We start from the raw sequence: 18,412 nt of genomic DNA on the forward strand, positions 1-18,412 counted from the left end.
TTCCACGCGTCAGATCCCGGCGGGCGTGCATGCCACGCCCGCCGGCCCTGCGTAGACTGCCGCCATGTACTGGCTCAGCCGCCACCGCCTGCAGTTGCTGACCGTTCTGGTGATGGTGGCCGGCACCGTGCTGTGCGCGGCTGCCGCAGGCCACTATGCCTGGCGTCGCGCACTGGGCACCGAAAGCGCGCAGGTGCAGCGCCAGCTGCAGCTGTATGGCCAGGGCCTGCAACAGCGCATCGACCGGTTCGGCACCCTGCCGCAGGTGATGGCGCTGGACCCGGACCTGCTGCATGCGCTGCAGGTGCCGCCCCAGCCCGCCGAGCGGCAGCGCCTGAACCTCAAACTGCAGCGCGCCAACCAGGTTACCCGCACCTCGACACTGACCCTGGTCGGCCGCGATGGCGTGGCCGTGGCCGCCAGCAACTGGGACCAGCCGACCAGCAACGTCGGCGAGGATTACAGCTACCGTCCGTACTACCAGCAGGCGCTGGCCCATGGTCGTGGTCGCTTCTACGGCATCGGCATGACCACCGGCGTGCCCGGCTACTTCATGTCCGAGGCCATCCTCGATGCCGACAGCCAGCGCATCGGCGTGATCGTGATCAAGATCGAGCTGTCGGCGCTGGAACAGGAATGGTTGAACAGCCCGGATGTGGTGCTGACCAGCGACAACCACGACGTGGTGTTCCTGGCCAACCGCGATGCCTGGCGCTACCGCCTGCTGCGCCCGCTCGGCACGGAGGAACGCCGCGAGATGCGCGCGGCGCGGCAGTACGCCGACCGCTCGCTGCAGCCGCTGCGCGTGCGCACCGAGGACGTGCTGGCCGATGGCGGCCGCATGGTGCGCCTGCTCGACCCGGCACTGCCGCAGGCGATGCTGTGGCAGACCCTGCCGCTGCCCGACGAAGACTGGAGCCTGCACCTGCTGCACGACGCCAGCGCGGCCACCAGCGCCGGCCGCGGCGCGGCAGTGGCCGGCGCCGCCGCTTGGCTGGCGCTGGGTTTCCTGGTGCTGTTCGTGCAGCAACGGCGTCGCCTGTCCAAGCACCGCCAGCGCAGCCGGCGTGAACTGGAAACCCTGCTCAAGCAGCATGCACAGGAACTGCGGACCGCCCAGGACGGCTTGCTGGAAGCCGCGACCGATGCCGACGTTGGCTTGAGCCGCAGCCTCGAACATCTGCCGCAGGGCGTGGTGGTGATCGACAAGGAACAGCGTCTGGTCGCGTGGAATTCGCGCTATCTGGAGCTGTTCCGCTTCCCGGCGGGGCTGGTGCGGGTGGGCCGTCCGATCGAGGAACTGTTCCGCTTCAACGCACGTCGCGGCCTGTTGGGGCCCGGCCCGATCGACGAGGCCATCGAACGCCGCCTGACCCACCTGCGCAGTGGCCGCCCACACATGCGCGAGAGCGAGAAGGACGACGGCACGGTGCTGGAGATCCGCGGCAACCCGCTGCCCGACGGTGGCTTCGTCACCAGCTATGCCGACATCACCAGCTACAAGAACGCTGCACGCGAGCTGCGTTCGCTCGCCGATGCGCTGGAACACCGCGTGGCCGAACGCACCCAGGATCTGGACGAAGCCCGCCGCGAAGCCGAGCAGGCCAACCGTTACAAGACCCGCTTCGTCGCCTCGGCCGTGCACGACCTGCTGCAGCCGCTGAACGCCGCGCGCATGTTCGTGTCGGTGCTGCGCGGCAAGCTCACCGACCCCGAACAGCAACAGACCAGCGACCATATCGACGCCGCACTGGCCGCGCAGGACGCGATCCTCAACAGCCTGCTGGATATTTCACGGCTGGAGTCGGGGTCGTTGCAGGTACGGGTGCGCGCATTCGCGCTGTCTCCCTTGCTGGAAACCCTGGCGCGCGAGTTCGGCATCGCCGCACAGAGCCGCGGCCTGCAGCTGGACTGGGTGGACACCCGTGCGGTGATCGTCAGCGACGAAGCACTGCTGCGGCGCATCCTGCAGAACTTCCTGTCCAATGCACTGCGCTATACGCCACGTGGCCGCGTGCTGATCGGCTGCCGGCGTGCAGGCGACCAGCTGCGCATCGAGGTGCATGACCAGGGACCAGGCATTCCGGAAAGCCTGCAGGGCGAGATCTTCGAAGAATTCCGGCGCCTGAACGACGGCGTGGAGCAGGAACGTGGCGCCGGCCTGGGCCTGGCCATCGTCGAACGCATCGGTCGACTGCTCGGCCACCGCATCAGCCTGCGTTCCACGCTGGGCAAGGGCAGCGTATTCACGGTGAGCGTGGCACTCGGGCGCGCCGACGAGGTGATTGCGCCGCCGACGGCGCCGGTCGTCGCGACCGAACCGTCCGATGACAGCCCGCTGCGCGAATGTCGGGTCTGGAGCATCGATGATGACCCCCACGTCTGTGCGGCAACCCGTGCTCTGCTGGAACGCTGGGGCTGCCATGTGGAACTTGCCGATGGCCCCCAGGGGGCACTGGAAATCGCCAGTGCGCTGAACGTGCCGCAGCTGTTGCTGCTGGACGTACGCATGGGGCAATGGCACGGACCGGACCTGTATGAAGCGCTGTGCACGCTGTGGAAGGCGCGGCCACCGGTGATCCTGGTGACCGCTGAGCGCGATGATGCGCTGAAAGTGCATGCTGCCGAGAACGGCTGGGGCTTCCTGCTCAAGCCCGTGCGGCCGCCGGCGCTGCGGGCGTTGATGACGCAGCTGCTGTTGCGGCATCGGCGATAGACGACTCCTCCACGAAGGACATCGCCGTGCCACTGTCCGAGTGGCGTTGCTCCCTGCTGACTCCGCACCGAATCTCCTCGCCTCTTCGCGCTATATCCGCAGAGTGAGAAAGAGCGAGATGCGCAGCATAGACCCATAAGGCGTGGACAAATTCCGAGCAAAGACAAGCAGTCCCCTGACAGACCTACGCTGCTGAAGTACGGAATATCTAGTTCCCCGGCAGATCGGCCGACCACAACGTAGGTAAATAATGGACAAGTGTTCTCTTGGTAGCGTTGTTCTTGCAGCTGGCTTGGCACTGGCAACCGGCGATGCAAGTGCAGAAAGTGAAACAACCTTCAATGGCGTGAGGTACCGCTGCACAAACAGCTGTGTCGTCAATGTTGACACTTCCGGAGCTTGGAAAGTCACCGATTGCTGTGGCGGACGCGTAAGAACAGTGTTCCAGACAACCCGACCGCCGGACTGCAATGGGCCGTTTGATTGTCCCATTGATTGACAGCCACAGCCCGCGACCGAGGATCCACCGTGAGTTCCAATCACATACCCAGTTCGATCATACAAATCTCACGCCTGATCACTGCAACACTGCTATGCATGTGCTGCGGAGGATGTACCGATGACAGAGCGTCAGGTGCCAGCACCATTTTTGATAAGACCGAGGCAGACGCACAAATCAATCAAGCGAGATCGAGCGATCTCAGCACACAGCCCTTGGCTACGCGATCAAAAACAGACAACTCGGCGGCGACCATCCATCGCGCAGTCTCATCACTCGAACATCTTCAGTCAGAATCCGCACTCATCTTCGACGGCGGAATCTCAAGCCAGATTGCCGGAGACCTCCTGCGCTCCGGCAGAAGCACGTCAGACGCGATCGACCGCATGACCCAGGACGCTGCTTCCAGCACCGAGGCACAGGATCTCGCAAAGCACTACCGATCCTCAATAACACGCGCAATGAGTGAGGACGCCGTACTGGAGCGTCTGTCATGCGGCCTTAGCATCTGCATCGGCATCGCTCGAGCCAGAAGCAATGCCGACCATGAAGCCTGGGGGCGTAGGCTTGCATCAGACACGTCCTCCCCGACCTACAGCTACGCCGAAGCATCTGAGAATCTCGGCGCAGGATATGAGAACAGATTCATATTCTCCACCGATCCAGCGATGAATTCGATCAGCGGCAATTAATCCTTCAACCAGACTGAAGCATCCCAATGCATCAGGTCGCAAAAGGCCCGCATCCCTGATGAATCTGGAAAGAACCATCTTTGTACAGATACCAAGCTATCGAGACGTTCAGTTGTTACCCACGCTGAAGGATATGATAGGAAACGCGACTTCACCATTTCTGTTGCGCATTGTCGTCTGCTGGCAACACGGAGCCGAGCAGGACCTCCAGACCTTTGAAGCGAACGGATTTGAATTGACCCATACAGCAAGCGAAGAAGGCTCGACAGTCCACTTCTTACGGATGCATGGTGCAAACATCGAGTTGATCGACATGGACTATGTTCACTCCGAGGGATGCGGATGGGCAAGAAACCTGGCCCAGCGGCGCTACCGGGGTGAGCACTACAATCTTCAGATCGACTCGCACCACCGCTTTTCAGGCGAATGGGACGTCAAGATGAAGAGCCTACTCGAGCTTCTAAGGGTACGCTCACCAAAACCGCTTCTAACAGGATATCCCCCCAGCTTCGAGCCTGACACCTATCCTTCGGGAAGGCAGGAGTACACAGCTGCAATCATCGTCGACTCCTTCTCGCCAAGCGGTGTAGTCAAATTTCGATCTGTCCGCCTCCCCTCTCCAGCTCATGGCGAGATCGCATTCAAGGCGAAATTCGTAGCCGGCGGATTCATCTTCTCCGACGGGAGCTTCACACAGGAAGTAATGAGCGACCCTGATCATTTCTTCTGCACGGAAGAGATCGCAACATCCATACGAGCGTTCACAAAGGGATATGAGTTCTACCATCCATATGTACCCCTACTGTGGCATCTGTACGACAACCATGCCCCAAAGGTCTGGGACGACCAGTCAGAGCCGCCAGCAGCCAACTCCGCCACCTCCATGACACTCGAAGATCGCTCCAGCGCGGCGCTACGAAAGACACTCGCTCTGGTCGGCCTTCTTGCGGGATCCGATATAGAAGACTTAGGAATCTTTGGACTGGGCTCACAGCGCACATTGCTTCAATATGAGCGATACGCTGGAATCAACTTTCGACTCCGAGCAGTTCGCAAGGAATCCCTTACTGTCCAAGAACCAATCAGTTTGTCTGAGACCATTGAGGAGAATGAATGGAAGCGGAGTCTCGTCTACTTCCGCGCAATGCGAGTCCACATTTTCTGCACCACTCGCTGTCCTTCCTTCCCGGCCTCGGTGCTCGTCTCTTCCTACTCGTCGGATGGCGCAAGGCAGTCCACCCGCGAGTTGTCCAAGCCCGAAATGAAAGCTCTTTCAAGAGAAGGTCAAGTCGAGTATGTCGACACACTCAGGGCACCGCTAGACCAACTGCCTGTCCGCTATGCGGTACATGTGCGCAGCGACGATACGCCGACGGACCATCAGCTTTCGATCTTCGTTGAAGAGGTCCTTCTCTGACGGCAGCAGTAGACGAAGGATTTCCGCCTGAACGCTCTGCCTTGTTCAACCATCCATCCCTGCCCGCGCATCGCCTTCCGGCTCCAGCGCCTTCACCAGCACTGCCGCCTGCGTGCGGCTGTGGCATTCGAGCTTCTTCAGGATGGCGGTCACGTGCACCTTCACCGTGTTTTCGGCCAGGCCCAGCTCATAGGCGATCTGCTTGTTGAGCAGCCCGTCGGCCAGGCACAGCAGCACCCGGAACTGCTGTGGCGTCAGCTGCGCCAGGCGGCTGGCCAGCAACGCGTCGGCCTCGGAACGCTCAGCGGCCATCGCCGGGAACCACAGGCCACCATCGAGCACCGCTGCCACCGCTTCACCGATGGTTTCGGCAGGCGCGGACTTGGGAATGAAACCGGCCGCGCCGAACTGCTGCGCGCGACGGATCACCCGCGGGTGGTCGTTGGAGGACAGGATCACCACCGGAATGTCCGGGTGCGAACCGCGCACGTGCAGCAGCGCGGAGAATCCATGTGCGCCCGGCATGGTCAGGTCCAGCAGCACCAGATCCACATCGGGCTGTGCGTCCAGCGAGGTGGCCAGTGCTTCGGCGCTGGCAACCTCGCGTACCTGCGCCAGCGGCAGACTCTGCCGCAACGACTGCACCACCGCCGAACGCAGCAGCGGATGGTCATCGGCGATCAGGATGGTGTATTCGCTCATGCGGCCATTGTACGGGCAGCGAACTGCCTCCGCCGGGCATGGCCCGGCGCTACCGGAGCACCAGTACGGGCGCTACCGCCCCGCCGGCTCCACGCTGCTGCGCCATGCATCCAGGAACTGGCGGCGCTTGAGCGCATCCAGGTAGACCAGCAGGCCGGGGCCGAGCTGGATCGGGCGACGGCTGCGGCCAGGGGCATCCCCGCCGCCTGCATCGCTGCGCACGATCGGCATCAGCCGCGCTTCCCGCGCAAGCACCTGCTGGCCGCGCGGCGACAGCAGGTAATCGAGGAAACGCCGCGCTTCCTGCGGGTGCGCGCCGGTGCGCGGAATCACCGCCGTACGCAGCACCACCAGCGTGTAGTCTTCCGGCTCGACGATGGCCAGCGGTGCGCCCGCATCGATACGCGCCTGCGCATACGAGCCCAGCACGTTGTAAACCAGCGACAACTGGCCGCTGGCCACCTGGTCCAGCAGCACCCCGGTACGCTCCTCGCGCACCACCGCGTTGTCGCCCAGCGCACCGAGCAACGCGCCGGCGATGCTGCCGCGCTGGGCGTCCTGGGTCGCCAGCAGGTAGCCCACGCTGCTGCGTTCGATATCGTAGGTGCCAACCTTGCCGCGCAACGGCGCCCCCTCCGCGCGCAGCAGGTCCAGCAGCTGTCGACGCGTGTGCGGCGCTTTCGCCGCCGGCAGACTGCGGGTGTTGTAGACCATCACCACCGGTTCGTAGCTGATGCCGAATGCCTCGCCACGCCATTGCGCCCACGCTGGCAGCGCCTGGGTCTGCAGCGAGCGGTGTGGCAACGCGTGGCCGTCGTTGACCAGCTTGGTCTGCAGGTCCATGCCGCTGGAGATCAGCAGGTCCGGCGACGCAGGCCCGCTGCGGTCGCGCAGGTAACGCGCGTACAGGCCCTGGGTGATGATGTCTTCGTACACCACCTCGCTGCCCGGATGCAGCCGCTGGTAGTCGGCGATGACCTCGGCGAAGACCTCGATATCGGTGGTGCCGTGGATGCGCAGCTGCGCGGTGGCGGCGCCCTGGGCGGGGAAGCGGCGTACATCGCCCGGCGCGGCAAGGACCGGCACCGCCAGCAACAGGGCAACAACAACGACGAACAGGCGGATCATGTGCTGCTCCGGGGCAGGCGGATGGTGGCGACCAGGCCACCCTGCGGTCGATTGCTGAGATCGATCTGGCCGCCATGGCTGTCGACCACCCGCTTGACGATGGCCAGGCCAAGGCCTGCACCGCCGGAGGGTGCGCCTTCGCCTCGCGCGAAACGCTCGAACACGCGTTCGGCATCGGCGGCGGCGATGCCGGTGCCGTGGTCGGCGATGGTCAGCACGGCCTGCCCGCCTTCAGCGGTCAGCGCGATCTGCAAGGGGCCATCGCCGCCGTACTTCAGCGCGTTGTCGACCAGATTCTTGATGGCTTCGCGCAGCAGCAGCGCGTCGCCATGCACCTGCACCGGCTCGGCCGTCATCGCCAGCTGCACGCGCGGGGCGGGCCCTGCCTGCGGCAGCGCTTCATGCAGGGCCTGGTGCACGGTCTCGGCCAGGTCCACGGTGGCGAAGCGCTGCAGATGTGACCGATGGATCACGCTGGCATCGCTGAGCAGCTGGTTGAGCAGCCGGCTCATGTGGGTGGCGTTGCGCTCGATCGCCTGCAGGCTGCGCCGCATGTCTTCCGGATCGTCGTCGTCCAGCGCCAGCTGTGCCTGCGCACGCAGCGCGGCCAACGGCGTGCGCATCTGGTGCGCGGCCTCGGCCATGAACGCGCGCAGGGTTTCATTGCTGCTGGACAGGCGCTCCATGAAGCGGTTCAGCGCGGCCACCATCTGGTCCATCTCGCGTGGCACGCGCGCATCGAGCGGTTTCAGGTCGGACGGCTCACGGCGTGACAGCTCGCGCTCGACCCGCACCAGCGGCCGGAACGCGCGGTGCACGCCGAACGCCACCAGTGCCAGCAGCAATCCCGACAACACGCCGATGGCCAACAGCGCGCGGGTGACCAGTTCCTGCGCCACCGCTTCGCGTGCACGCCGGGTCTGCCCCACCTGCACCTGCACCTCGCCCTGCGCGGAGGCCGCGGCAAAGCTGCGGCCGACCACCACGAAACGCACGATCTCGCCGCTGTAGGGCGCATCGAACAACTGCGGTTGCGTGCCCGGCCGCCGCGGCGACGCAGGCAGGTCACCGTAGCCGGTGATCAGGTTGCCGCGGCTGTCGGCGATCCGGTAGAACACGCGGTCTTCCGGCGCCATCGCAAGAAGGTCCAGCGCGGCATACGGAAGGTCCACCTGCCACTGGCCATCGACCAATGCCACCGAATCGGCGATCGACAGGGCCGAAGACACCAGCAGATGGTCGTAGGAGCGGTTGGCGGCGCGTTGGCCGTAGTCGCGTGCAGCGAACAGCAGCGCCACCGCGAACACCGCCAGCAACGCGCCCAGGTACAGCAGCAGGGTGCGCCGCAGCGACCCGGGGGCGGCACTTGCGCTGCGCGCGTCAGCCATCGGCATCGGCCGGGCCGTCGCTGGCTTCAAGCAGATAGCCGACACCACGCACCGTGGTGATGCGCAGCGGCGCGCCCGCCAGCTTTCTGCGCAGGCGACCGATGTACAGCTCGATGGCATTCGGCCCGGCTTCGTCATCGAAGCCGAACAGGCCATTGCCGATCTCATCCTTGCCCACCACCTGGCCCAAGCGCCCGACCAGGATCTCCAGCAGGCGATACTCGCGGTTGGGCAGCTCGATCGGCTCGCCATCCAGGGTCACCCGGTGCGCAGCGTTGTCGAACTGGAAGCCGCCGATCTGCACCACTTCGCTGGCTTGCCCGCGTGCACGTCGCAGCAGCACGCGGCAGCGCGCTTCGAATTCACGGAAGTCGAATGGCTTGCCGAGGTAGTCGTCAGCACCGACATCGAGTGCCTGCACGCGATCTTCGATGCCATCGCGTGCGGTCAGCATCAGCACCGGTGTGCTGTCACCACGCTCGCGCATGCCGGCCAGCACCCGCAGCCCATCCAGTTTTGGCAGGCCGATATCCAGCACCACCAGATCGAAACTCTGGTAACGCAGCACGCTGGCGGCGGCCAGGCCGTCGGCCTGCCAGTCCACCGCGTGACCACTGCGGCGCATGCGACGGATGATCGCATCGGCCAGGTCCGGGTTGTCTTCGACCAGCAGCAGGCGCATGGGCACAACAGTGGGAGGGGAAACGAATGCTACCGCATGGCGCCGCTGCGCTCGCCGGGCATGGCCGGGCGCTACCGATGCTGACCTGTTCCGCCGGTCATGGATCGGCGCCCCCGGGTGCATCGTCGCCGGGTAGCGCCGGGCCATGCCCGGCGAGCGCAGCGGAGACCATTTACGCTGCACCGCACAAACCGCTGACAGGACGATGACAGCTTGCGCGACACAGACTGCGGCCGCGCACCGTCCGGTGCCCACGATTGCCGCGCGCCTGGCGCGCACCTGGGAGGGTTTGTGGAATTGAGCATTGCCTGGCGGCGTCCTGCCGCCATGATGGCCCTGGCTGCGCTGGCCGCGCCGGCCTTTGCCGAAGACGAGCGTCCAGTGACCGCCACGGTGGGCGGCCGCCTGCACCTGGACTTCGCCACCTTCGACAACGACAACCGGGGTACGCCGAACAAGGACGACACCGAGATCCGCCGCGCCTGGGTTGACGTGTCCGGCAAGTTCTTCGTGGTCGATTACAAGCTGGAAGCCGATTTCTCCGGCGACCGTGTCGAGGCCAAGGACGTCTACCTGAGCCGCAGCTTCGGCGATGCCGGCCGCCTCACCGTGGGCCAGTTCAAGCAGTATTTCTCGCTGGACGACCGCACCGGTTCCAACTACGGCAGCTTCCTGGAGCGCGGCAACGCCGGCACCACGCTGGCGCCGCTGTACCGGCTGGGCGCCTCGTGGCAGGCCAATCCGGGCGATTTCACCTGGGCGGCCAGCGTGTACAGCCTGGAGAGCATCGACGCCTGGCAGGTCAAGGGCCGCGCTGCGGGTGGACGCGTTACCTGGGCGCCGTCACCCAGCGAGGGCGACGTGCTGCACCTGGGCCTGTCGCTGGCCCGCGAGGCCTATGACAACCCGGGCGGCAACGGCACCCCGGGCCTGAAGATCCGTCCGCGTCCGGCCGGCCATCTGTCCGACGAAAGCCGCCTGACCCTGGTCGACTTCTCCGCCGGCCGCGATACCGACGTCAACAAGTGGTCGCTGGAATATGCGCAGGTGCGCGGCCCGCTGTCATGGCAGGGCGAGTTCAGCGGCGCCACCTTCGATGATGGCGCCCAGCGCGGTGACGTGATGGCCGCCTACGGCATGCTCAGCTGGTTCGTTACCGGCGAAAGCCGCGCCTACGACCGCAAGACCGGCCGCTTCGCCCGGGTCAAGAACATCCGCCACAAGGCCGGTGCCTTCGAAGTGGCCCTGCGCTACGACCAGATGTGGGGCGCGCAGCACCTCGATGGTGCGCCGGACCTGCGCCGGGGCAGCACCGAAGGCTGGACGCTGGGCGGCAACTGGTACCTGCGCGACAACCTGCGCTTCATGCTCAACGTGATCGAAAGCCGCAACCGCGACCGCCTGGCCGGCACCACGGTGGATCGCACGCGCGCGGTCACCGGGCGCCTGCAGTTTGATTTCTAAACGCGTTTCCCCCGGGCGCGCACGCTCCCGAGCCCCTTCCACGTCCCACGTCCTGTTTCCTCTAGGAGTCCGCAGATGATGCTGAGCATCCTCGGCTTTGGCATGGTCATTACGTTCATGTACTTGATCATGAGCAAACGACTGTCGCCGCTCGTTGCCCTGATCACCATTCCCATCATCTTCGCCCTGATCGGTGGCTTCGCCGCCGGCATCGACGAGATGATGCTGGAAGGCATCAAGAAGATCGCGCCGACCGGCGTGATGCTGATGTTCGCCATCCTCTACTTCGGCGTGATGATCGATGCAGGCCTGTTCGATCCGCTGGTGCGGATCATCCTGCGCTTCGTCAAGGGCGACCCGATGAAGATCGTGCTTGGCACCGCCGTATTGGCGATGCTGATCTCGCTCGACGGCGATGGCTCGACCACCTACATGATCACCGTCTCGGCGATGCTGCCGCTGTACCAGCGGCTGGGCATGAACGCGCTGAACATGACCTGCGTGACCATTCTCGCCGGTGGCGTGATGAACCTGACCCCGTGGGGCGGCCCGACCGCACGCGCGGCCACCGCACTGCACGTGGATCCTGCCGATGTGTTCGTGCCACTGATTCCCTCGATGGTGATCGCCTGCGCCGGCGTGCTGCTGCTGGCCTGGTACCTGGGCCTGAAGGAGCGTCGTCGCCTGGGCGTGGTGACCCTGCCCAAGGGCGGCAGCTGGATGGACAACAGCGTGTCCGATGACGGCAACACGCTGCCGACCGTGGAAGACGCCGAAGACACCAAGCGCCCCAAGCTGCTGTGGGTGAACCTGGTGCTGACCCTGGCGCTGATGAGCGCGCTCATCATCGGTGTGCTGCCGATGCCGGTGTTGTTCATGATCGGCTTCGCCATCGCGCTGGTGATCAACTACCCGAACCTGGCCGAACAGCGCCGCCGCGTGGTCAGCCATGCCGGCAGCGTGCTGTCGGTGGTGGCGCTGATCTTCGCCGCAGGCATCTTCACCGGCATCCTCAACAACACCGGCATGGTCGAGGCGATGTCGCACAGCTTCCTGGCGATCATCCCAGACAGCTGGGGCCCGTACCTGGCGGTGATCACCGCCGTGGCCTCGATGCCGTTCACCTTCTTCATGTCCAACGACGCGTTCTACTTCGGCGTGCTGCCGATCCTGTCCGAGGCGGCCGGCAACTACGGCATCACCCCGGTGGAAATGGCCCGCGCGTCGCTGGCCGGGCAGCCGGTGCACCTGCTCAGCCCGCTGGTGCCTTCCACCTATCTGCTGGTGGGGCTGGCCAAGGTTGAATTCGCCGACCACCAGAAATTCACCCTGAAGTGGGCGATCGCCATTTCGCTGCTGCTGATGATCGGCGGCCTGTTGTTCGGGCTCTATCCCTTCACGGCCTGATTTCCTTACCAAGGAGCGTTCTGCAATGACTCTTCGCATCGCCTACGTCACCAGCGGGATGGGCAGTGTCGGCACTGCCATCTGCCAGAGCCTGGCCCGTTCCGGCCATACCGTGGTCGCCGGCTGCGCGCCCAACTCGCCGCGCAAGGCCAACTGGTTGCGCGAGCAGCGCGAACAGGGCTTTGATTTCATCGCCTCCGAAGGCAACGCCACCGATTGGGCGTCGACCACGGCGGCCTTCGCCAAGGTGCGTGCCGAGGTCGGCGAGGTGGACGTGCTGGTCAACAACTCCGGCGGCAGCCGCGACCTGCTGTTCCGGCAGATGACGGTGGAGGACTGGAATGCAGTGATCGCCTCCAATCTCAATTCGCTGTTCAACCTGACCAAGCAGGTGGTCGATGGCATGGCCACGCGTGGCTGGGGCCGCATCATCAACATCGGTTCGGTCAGCGCCCACAAGGGCCAGATCGGCCAGGTGAACTACGCCACGGCAAAAGCCGCGATGCACGGTTTCAGCCGTGCGCTGGCCGCTGAAGTCGCCTCGCGCGGGGTCACCGTCAACACGCTGTCGCCGGGCTACATCGCCAGCCAGGCGATCAGCAGCTTCCCACCGGACGTGCTGGATCGACTGGCCGCGTCGGTACCGGTGCGGCGCCTGGGTCGCCCGGAAGAAGTGGCCGGCCTGTGTGCCTGGCTGGCTTCGGATGAAGCCTCCTACGTGACCGGTGCCGACTATCCGGTCAACGGTGGCCTGTACATGGGCTAGCCCTCTCCGCGCAGGGCGTGGGTCTGCTTCCCTCCCCCGATGGATTCACGCCCTGCGCGGCTTCCCCCACGACGCCGTTCGTTGGTTTTCCGTAAACAAGGTTTCATGTTCCGTTCGCATAGTGGCCGTGCACCACGCCCCCGGGCCGGTGACCATCCCCCATGCAATGGACCATCATGCAGACCCGATACCTGACGATCGCCGTGGCGATCGCGCTTTCCGCCGCCAGCGCCCATGCCGCTGAAGCCACCGACGCCACCGCCGACACCGCGCTGAGCGCGCAGACGCTGGATACCGTCTCGGTCATCGGCCAGGGCGAGACCCGCCAGGTGCAGCGCATCACCACCGTCGACAAGCAGGTGCTGCCGCCGGGTACCAGCGGCCAGAAGATCCTCGACCGCCTGCCCGGCGTGTCGGTGCAGTCCAACGATGCATTCGGTGCCAATGAGGAATCGCAGACCATCAGCCTGCGTGGCTTCGACAAGAGCCGCCTGGGTTACACGCTGGACGGCATCCCGCTGGGCGACAACAGCTACGGCAACTACAACGGCCTGAGCATCGCCCGTGCACTGATCGCCGAGAACCTGGCCGGCGCCGAGCTGTCGCAGGGCATCGGCTCGCTGGGCGTGGCCTCGACCAGCAACCTTGGCGGCACCATCCAGTACTTCTCGATGGACCCGTCCACCGAATTCGGCGGCCGCGCCAGCATCACCGTCGGCGATGACAACCAGCGCCGCGGCTACCTGCGGGTGGACACCGGCGACATCAACGGCTTCTCGGCCTACGTGTCCGGCGTGCACCAGGACCAGGACATGTGGGCCGCGCCGTACCAGAACCAGACCACCCGCCAGTTCAATGCCAAGGCAGTATGGAACGTGGGCGACAACCGCTTCGGTGCCTTCGTCGCCACCTCGCGCGCCAGCCAGGCCAACTATGCCTACCTGTCCAAGGACATGCTGGCGCGCGGGCTGGGCTATGACTGGAATATCTATGCACCGGACTGGGATCGCGCCGTCGCGGCTGCATACTGCGCACCGGGCACCTACAACAAGGCACGCTGTGCGTTCAGTGGCGGCGTCAACAGCATCGACGATGCCTACTACCAGAGCCGTGCGCTGCGCGATGACAACCTGTACTCGATCGAGGCCGACATCCGCCTGGGTGAACAGGGCCGCCTGAAACTACTGGGCTACCACCACGAAAACCGAGGCCAGGGCCACTGGTGGGCACCGGGCCAGCCGTCCTACCCGGGCACCGACAGGATGCTGCCGATCTCGATCCGCAGCACCAACTACACCATCAACCGCGATGGCGTGACCGCTGCGCTGTCGTGGACGCTGGGCATCCACGAACTGGAAGCCGGCGTGTGGTACGAGCAGAACGACCATAACGTTTCGCGCAACTTCTACTACATCAGCGGCCCGTTCCTGGACGACCTGTACCTGCAGAATCCGGACCGTCGCCTGTTCAACCAGGACTTCGACATCCGTACCCGCCAGTTCTATGTGCAGGACCGCATGCGCTTCCTCGACCAGCGCCTGACCGTGGACGTGGGCATCAAGAGCCCCAAAACACGCATGAGCGCCAAGGCCCAGCCGGGCGTGGAAACCAGCATCGCCTCGGGTACGCTGACCGCCAAGGAATCGGTGCTGCCGCAGCTGGGCGTGGGCTTCAAGCTCAACGCCAACAATGAAGTGTTCGCCTCGTACGCCGAGAACATCGCCGCCTTCGTTGGCGGCGGCAGCGGCGGCCCGCTGCAGGTGTCGCCGGAATCGTTCGCGGCCAGCGCCGGCCTGGAGCCGGAGAAGTCCAAGAGCCTGGAAGCTGGTTTCCGTACCTTCGGCGAGAAATACCAGGCGTCGATCGCGGCCTACAACGTGAAGTTCGACAACCGTCTGCTGTCGTTGAACCCGTGCTCGAGCATCGAGGTAGGCACGCGTCCGGAATGCGTGACGCGCTTCATCAACGTCGGCTCGGTGAAGAGCCATGGCGCAGAGCTGACCTTCATCCTCAAGCCGGTCGATGGCCTGCAGTGGTACAACGCGCTGTCCTGGAACAAGACCACCTACGAGGATGACTACACCTCGGGCGGTGCGATCGTACCGGTGGCCGGCAAGATCACCGTGGATACGCCGCAGCGCATGGCGTCCAGCGAGATCAGCTGGAACCGCGATGGCTTCTTCGCCAGCCTGCGCGCCAAGTACACCGGCAAGCGGTACTACACCTACACCAACGACCAGTCGGTGCCGGGCGTGACCACCTTCGATGCCGGCGCCGGCTACGACTTCGGCCCGGGCATGGGCCTGCGCAACGTGCGGGTGTCGTTGAACGCGACCAACCTGACCAACAAGCGCTATGCGGGCCAGCTGAGTTCGTTCGCACCGACCGATCCGAAGGGCACGCGGTATGCAATCCATGCGAGTGCGCCGCGGCAGATCTTCATGACGGTGGCGGCGGAGTTCTAAGTCGAAAGCGGGCGCTGCGGCGCGTTGATTGTTCCTGCATGGCGTGGGTAGGCAGGCCCATGCAGGACACGCCGTAAACCCATCCATGGGGGCTCGATGGCGCCTTGCTCGCGTGCGCTGTCCTGCGCACACGGCAAGACCGGGGTTGGGCGTCCTGCCCAACCCGCCAGTCGCATGCGACTGGCCCATGGCGCCAACGGTCCTGCATGGGCCTGCCTACCCGCGCTGGACAGTTCCCCGCGCCGGCGCGGAGGCAATGGAAAGCAAGAGCAAAAGCAAAAGCAAAGAGCCGGGCAGTGCCCGGCTCTTTGCTTTTCAAGCGCAATCCCTTCGGCGCGGTGATGTGCTGCCGCCCGCGCGGGAAACTGTCTGGCGGCGGTGGGGCACCCTGGCCAGGACCGTGAGGCGCATGGATGCGCCGATCGAGCCCCCATGGATGGGTTTACGGCGTGTCCTGGCCAGGGTGCCCCACCGCCGCCAACCGATATCAATCGAGGCGCCAGCGCATCATCCCGCCAACGCATTTCATTCCGGCGCCAGCTGGTCCATCCGGATGCGGTTGGCGAACAGCGAGAACGCCAGCATGCCAGCCAGGCCGTTGGCCCGGCTCATCCAGTGCGGCAGCCAGCGCGGTGGCTTCAGCACACCCGATTCGAACAGCGGGGCGAACGCAATCGCATCGGTCAGGCTCATCTTGCCGGCGAACAACCAGCGGCAGACCTGCAGGCGATCCTCGGCCAGCATGTGGCGGAAGAAGGTATGCACCGACACCAGCCCGCGCAGGTACACCGTGTCCTTGGTGAAGGCCAGGCCGCCACTTGGCGGCACTCCGCGGAACACCCGCTGCGCCGAGGCGAAGCTCTCTTCCGGGTTCTGCCCGGCATCGCAGAAGTAGCGGAACACCTCGATGAAGTCCGCACCTTCGCGCGCCATCGCGATCGCCTCGGTTCGCAGGCTGATGCGCTTCAGGCGCTCGATGTCGATGCTGCCGGTGATCTGCTCGGCAAACGTCGCCAGTCCTTCCTGGGTGGCCGTCACCCGTGGCGAGGACAGCGCCAGGCTCGGCAGCACCGGCTGCGCGCGACCGTTCAACGCCGTCAACGAATGCACCAGCGCTTCATGATGGAACAACTGCGCGCGATCGTAGGCGCTGAAACGCGCACTGGTGCGCAGGCGGATGCGGGTCGGTCCGGCAGCCGCCTTCGAGACCAGCTCCGGGTCCAGCTGCACCTGGATGATGCGTGATTCAAAGAACGCATCGAGATCATTCTGCAGCTGCAGCTGCAGGGCGATGGCCGAGACCGGCACCTGCTCTTCCGGTGCCAGCAGCTCGTGATCCAGTTCGGCAGCAATCTGGATGAAGTGGCGCGCCGCATCGCGCGTGCTCGGTCCGTTGCCCGGCAAAGGCTGCTCGGGTGACCCGAACAACTGCATCGAACAGGCATCCACGGCCGCGGTACCGAGGCCTTCCAGCAGCTGCGCTGCCAGATCCCAGCTCTGCGCGGATTGCCGCACGTAATGGCCCAGCGGATGGCTTTCGTCACACTCGGCAGCGAGCGCGGCCAGCGCGCGACGCTCGTCGCTGAAGTCCAGCTTCGGGTAGTCGACCACCGGCAGCGTCGGCCGGCCACGGGCCACGCTGTCCAGGAAGGGTGCCTGCAGTGTCGCCGGCCAGCTGGTCAGGCCCAGCAGGCGGATGCCTCCTACGGCCTCGACCAGGCGCGCATCGAGCGCTGCATGGTGGGCCACGTCACGGTCCAGCGTCGCGGTCGGTTCCATGGGCGGACTATAACGCCCTGCCCGCGCGTTGGTAGGTGCCAACCTTGGTTGGCATCCGCCGACGGCGGGCTTCGGACACCTCCGTGCCAACCAAGGTTGGCACCCACCAAGAGCGGGCAGAGGCCGGCTTCGGACGCCTCCGTGCCAACCAAGGTTGGCACCTACCGGAAGCGGGTTTCCGGCACCGCGGGGTCAACGCCGGCGCGGTTTGCCCGCCGGGCGGAACTGCTGGCTCTTTCCCTTCCTGCCACCGCGTTCCTGCGCGGTCTCGGCCTGGCGCACGGCCAGCTTGGCGGCGGCGGCGGCCACTTCTTCCTTCAACTTGAAGTAGTTCAGCAGCCGGCTCTCTTCGATCTCGCCGGCATCGATCGCCGCACGCACGGCACAGCCGGGTTCCTGCTGGTGCATGCAGTCGCGGAAGCGGCACTGCGCGGCCAGCGCTTCGATGTCGGCGAAACCGCCTTCGGCCAGCGTTTCTTCGCCGGTCGGCTTCAGTTCGCGCATGCCCGGCGTATCGATCAGGCAGGCGCCCATCGGCAGTGGCATCAGTGCGCGGTGGGTGGTGGTATGGCGGCCGCGCGAATCGTTGGCGCGCACCGTATTGGTCTTCATCCGCTGCTCGCCCAACAGCGTGTTGGTCAGCGTCGACTTGCCCGCACCGGAAGAACCCACCAGCACCACCGTGCGGCCGGGGCCCAACCACGGCTCCAGCACTGCAACACTGTCGGCATCCAGGCCATTGATCGCGTGCAGGGCGATGCCCTGCATCTCCAGTTCTTCCAGCACCGCCAGCGCATCTTCGCTGTACTCGGTCTGGTCGGCCTTGGTCAGCACCACCACCGGTTCGGCACCGCCACCGCCCACCAGCAGCAGGTAGCGTTCAATACGACGCGGATTGAAGTCCGCATCCAGGCCACAGACGATGAAGACGGTATCGATGTTGGCGGCGATCACCTGCTGGTGGTAATGCTCACCGGCAGCGCCACGTTTGATGGCGGTACGTCGCGGCAACAGGGCAACGATGCGGATGCCATCCAGCAGCACCCAGTCGCCCACCGCCGGCCGTTCGTGGCTGGGGAAGCGCGGGCGCTGCCACTCCGGCAGCGATTCGGCCTTGATCGATGCCTCCGGGCCATCAGCCACCACATAGTGGGTGCGATGCTGCTCGATCACCCGCGCCGGGTGGGCCTGCGGGTGTGCGGCCATCACAGCCTGCCAGTCGGCCTGCTGCGGCGGGCCCGGCCAGGGCCAGCCAATGGTCTGCAGAGCGGTGAAATCGGGGGTATGGGTCATCGCCGCCATTCTAC

The 18,412-nt window shown here is 65.2% G+C and carries 13 protein-coding genes; 7 read left to right on the forward strand and 6 right to left on the reverse strand.

From position 1 onward, the window contains the following. The first annotated feature begins 64 nt into the window (after positions 1-64). From CR918_RS15520 to CR918_RS15525, 3 genes are all read left to right on the forward strand, one after another. Positions 65-2,716 (forward strand): hybrid sensor histidine kinase/response regulator, encoded by a 2,652-nt coding sequence (locus tag CR918_RS15520; protein WP_099843606.1) that lies wholly within the window; start codon positions 65-67, stop codon positions 2,714-2,716. Positions 2,717-3,244: 528 nt separating this feature from the next. Then, a complete protein-coding gene (locus CR918_RS21070; protein WP_133119691.1) occupies positions 3,245-3,907 on the forward strand; it encodes a hypothetical protein in 663 nt (220 codons plus the stop codon). 58 nt (positions 3,908-3,965) lie between these two features. Next, positions 3,966-5,324, forward strand: coding sequence for a GlcNAc-transferase family protein (locus CR918_RS15525; RefSeq protein WP_099843608.1), 1,359 nt, complete (start codon positions 3,966-3,968; stop codon positions 5,322-5,324). A 45-nt stretch (positions 5,325-5,369) separates the two neighbouring features. On the opposite strand, the gene CR918_RS15530 is transcribed toward CR918_RS15525, so the two are convergent. From CR918_RS15530 to CR918_RS15545, 4 genes are all read right to left on the reverse strand, one after another. After that, positions 5,370-6,026, reverse strand: coding sequence for a response regulator (locus CR918_RS15530; RefSeq protein WP_025874121.1), 657 nt, complete (start codon positions 6,024-6,026; stop codon positions 5,370-5,372). A gap of 72 nt (positions 6,027-6,098) precedes the next feature. After that, positions 6,099-7,154: an ABC transporter substrate-binding protein gene (locus tag CR918_RS15535; protein ID WP_099843610.1), complete on the reverse strand. Its 1,056-nt coding sequence runs from the start codon at positions 7,152-7,154 to the stop codon at positions 6,099-6,101. Next, complete coding sequence (locus CR918_RS15540; protein ID WP_032975453.1) at positions 7,151-8,542, reverse strand: sensor histidine kinase; 1,392 nt, start codon at positions 8,540-8,542, stop codon at positions 7,151-7,153. The genes CR918_RS15535 and CR918_RS15540 overlap by 4 nt, the downstream gene beginning before the upstream one ends. Continuing rightward, the gene (locus CR918_RS15545) at positions 8,535-9,224 is read right to left on the reverse strand and encodes a response regulator transcription factor (RefSeq protein WP_025874118.1); all 690 of its coding nucleotides are present in this window, start codon (positions 9,222-9,224) and stop codon (positions 8,535-8,537) included. The genes CR918_RS15540 and CR918_RS15545 overlap by 8 nt, the downstream gene beginning before the upstream one ends. Before the next feature lie 327 nt (positions 9,225-9,551). On the opposite strand from CR918_RS15545, the gene CR918_RS15550 reads away from it, so the two are divergent. The 4 genes from CR918_RS15550 (at position 9,552) to CR918_RS15565 (ending at position 15,326) form a co-directional block, all read left to right on the forward strand. Beyond that, complete coding sequence (locus CR918_RS15550) at positions 9,552-10,688, forward strand: OprO/OprP family phosphate-selective porin (RefSeq protein ID WP_025874117.1); 1,137 nt, start codon at positions 9,552-9,554, stop codon at positions 10,686-10,688. 78 nt (positions 10,689-10,766) lie between these two features. Next, positions 10,767-12,095 carry a CitMHS family transporter gene (locus CR918_RS15555; RefSeq protein WP_025874116.1) on the forward strand — a complete coding sequence of 443 codons (1,329 nt, stop codon included), beginning with the start codon at positions 10,767-10,769 and terminating at the stop codon, positions 12,093-12,095. A gap of 25 nt (positions 12,096-12,120) precedes the next feature. Continuing rightward, positions 12,121-12,861: an acetoacetyl-CoA reductase gene (phbB, locus tag CR918_RS15560; protein WP_025874115.1), complete on the forward strand. Its 741-nt coding sequence runs from the start codon at positions 12,121-12,123 to the stop codon at positions 12,859-12,861. Between the two features lie 176 nt (positions 12,862-13,037). After that, complete coding sequence (locus tag CR918_RS15565) at positions 13,038-15,326, forward strand: TonB-dependent receptor (protein WP_099843612.1); 2,289 nt, start codon at positions 13,038-13,040, stop codon at positions 15,324-15,326. 525 nt (positions 15,327-15,851) lie between these two features. On the opposite strand, the gene CR918_RS15570 is transcribed toward CR918_RS15565, so the two are convergent. Further along, a complete protein-coding gene (locus CR918_RS15570; protein WP_099843614.1) occupies positions 15,852-17,105 on the reverse strand; it encodes a flavohemoglobin expression-modulating QEGLA motif protein in 1,254 nt (417 codons plus the stop codon). A gap of 192 nt (positions 17,106-17,297) precedes the next feature. Then, on the reverse strand, positions 17,298-18,398 hold the full coding sequence (gene rsgA, locus CR918_RS15575) for a ribosome small subunit-dependent GTPase A (RefSeq protein ID WP_207759525.1): 1,101 nt from the start codon (positions 18,396-18,398) through the stop codon (positions 17,298-17,300). Between the last annotated feature and the right edge of the window lie 14 nt (positions 18,399-18,412).

This window comes from Stenotrophomonas indicatrix, assembly GCF_002750975.1.
GTDB classification, from domain to species: domain Bacteria; phylum Pseudomonadota; class Gammaproteobacteria; order Xanthomonadales; family Xanthomonadaceae; genus Stenotrophomonas; species Stenotrophomonas indicatrix.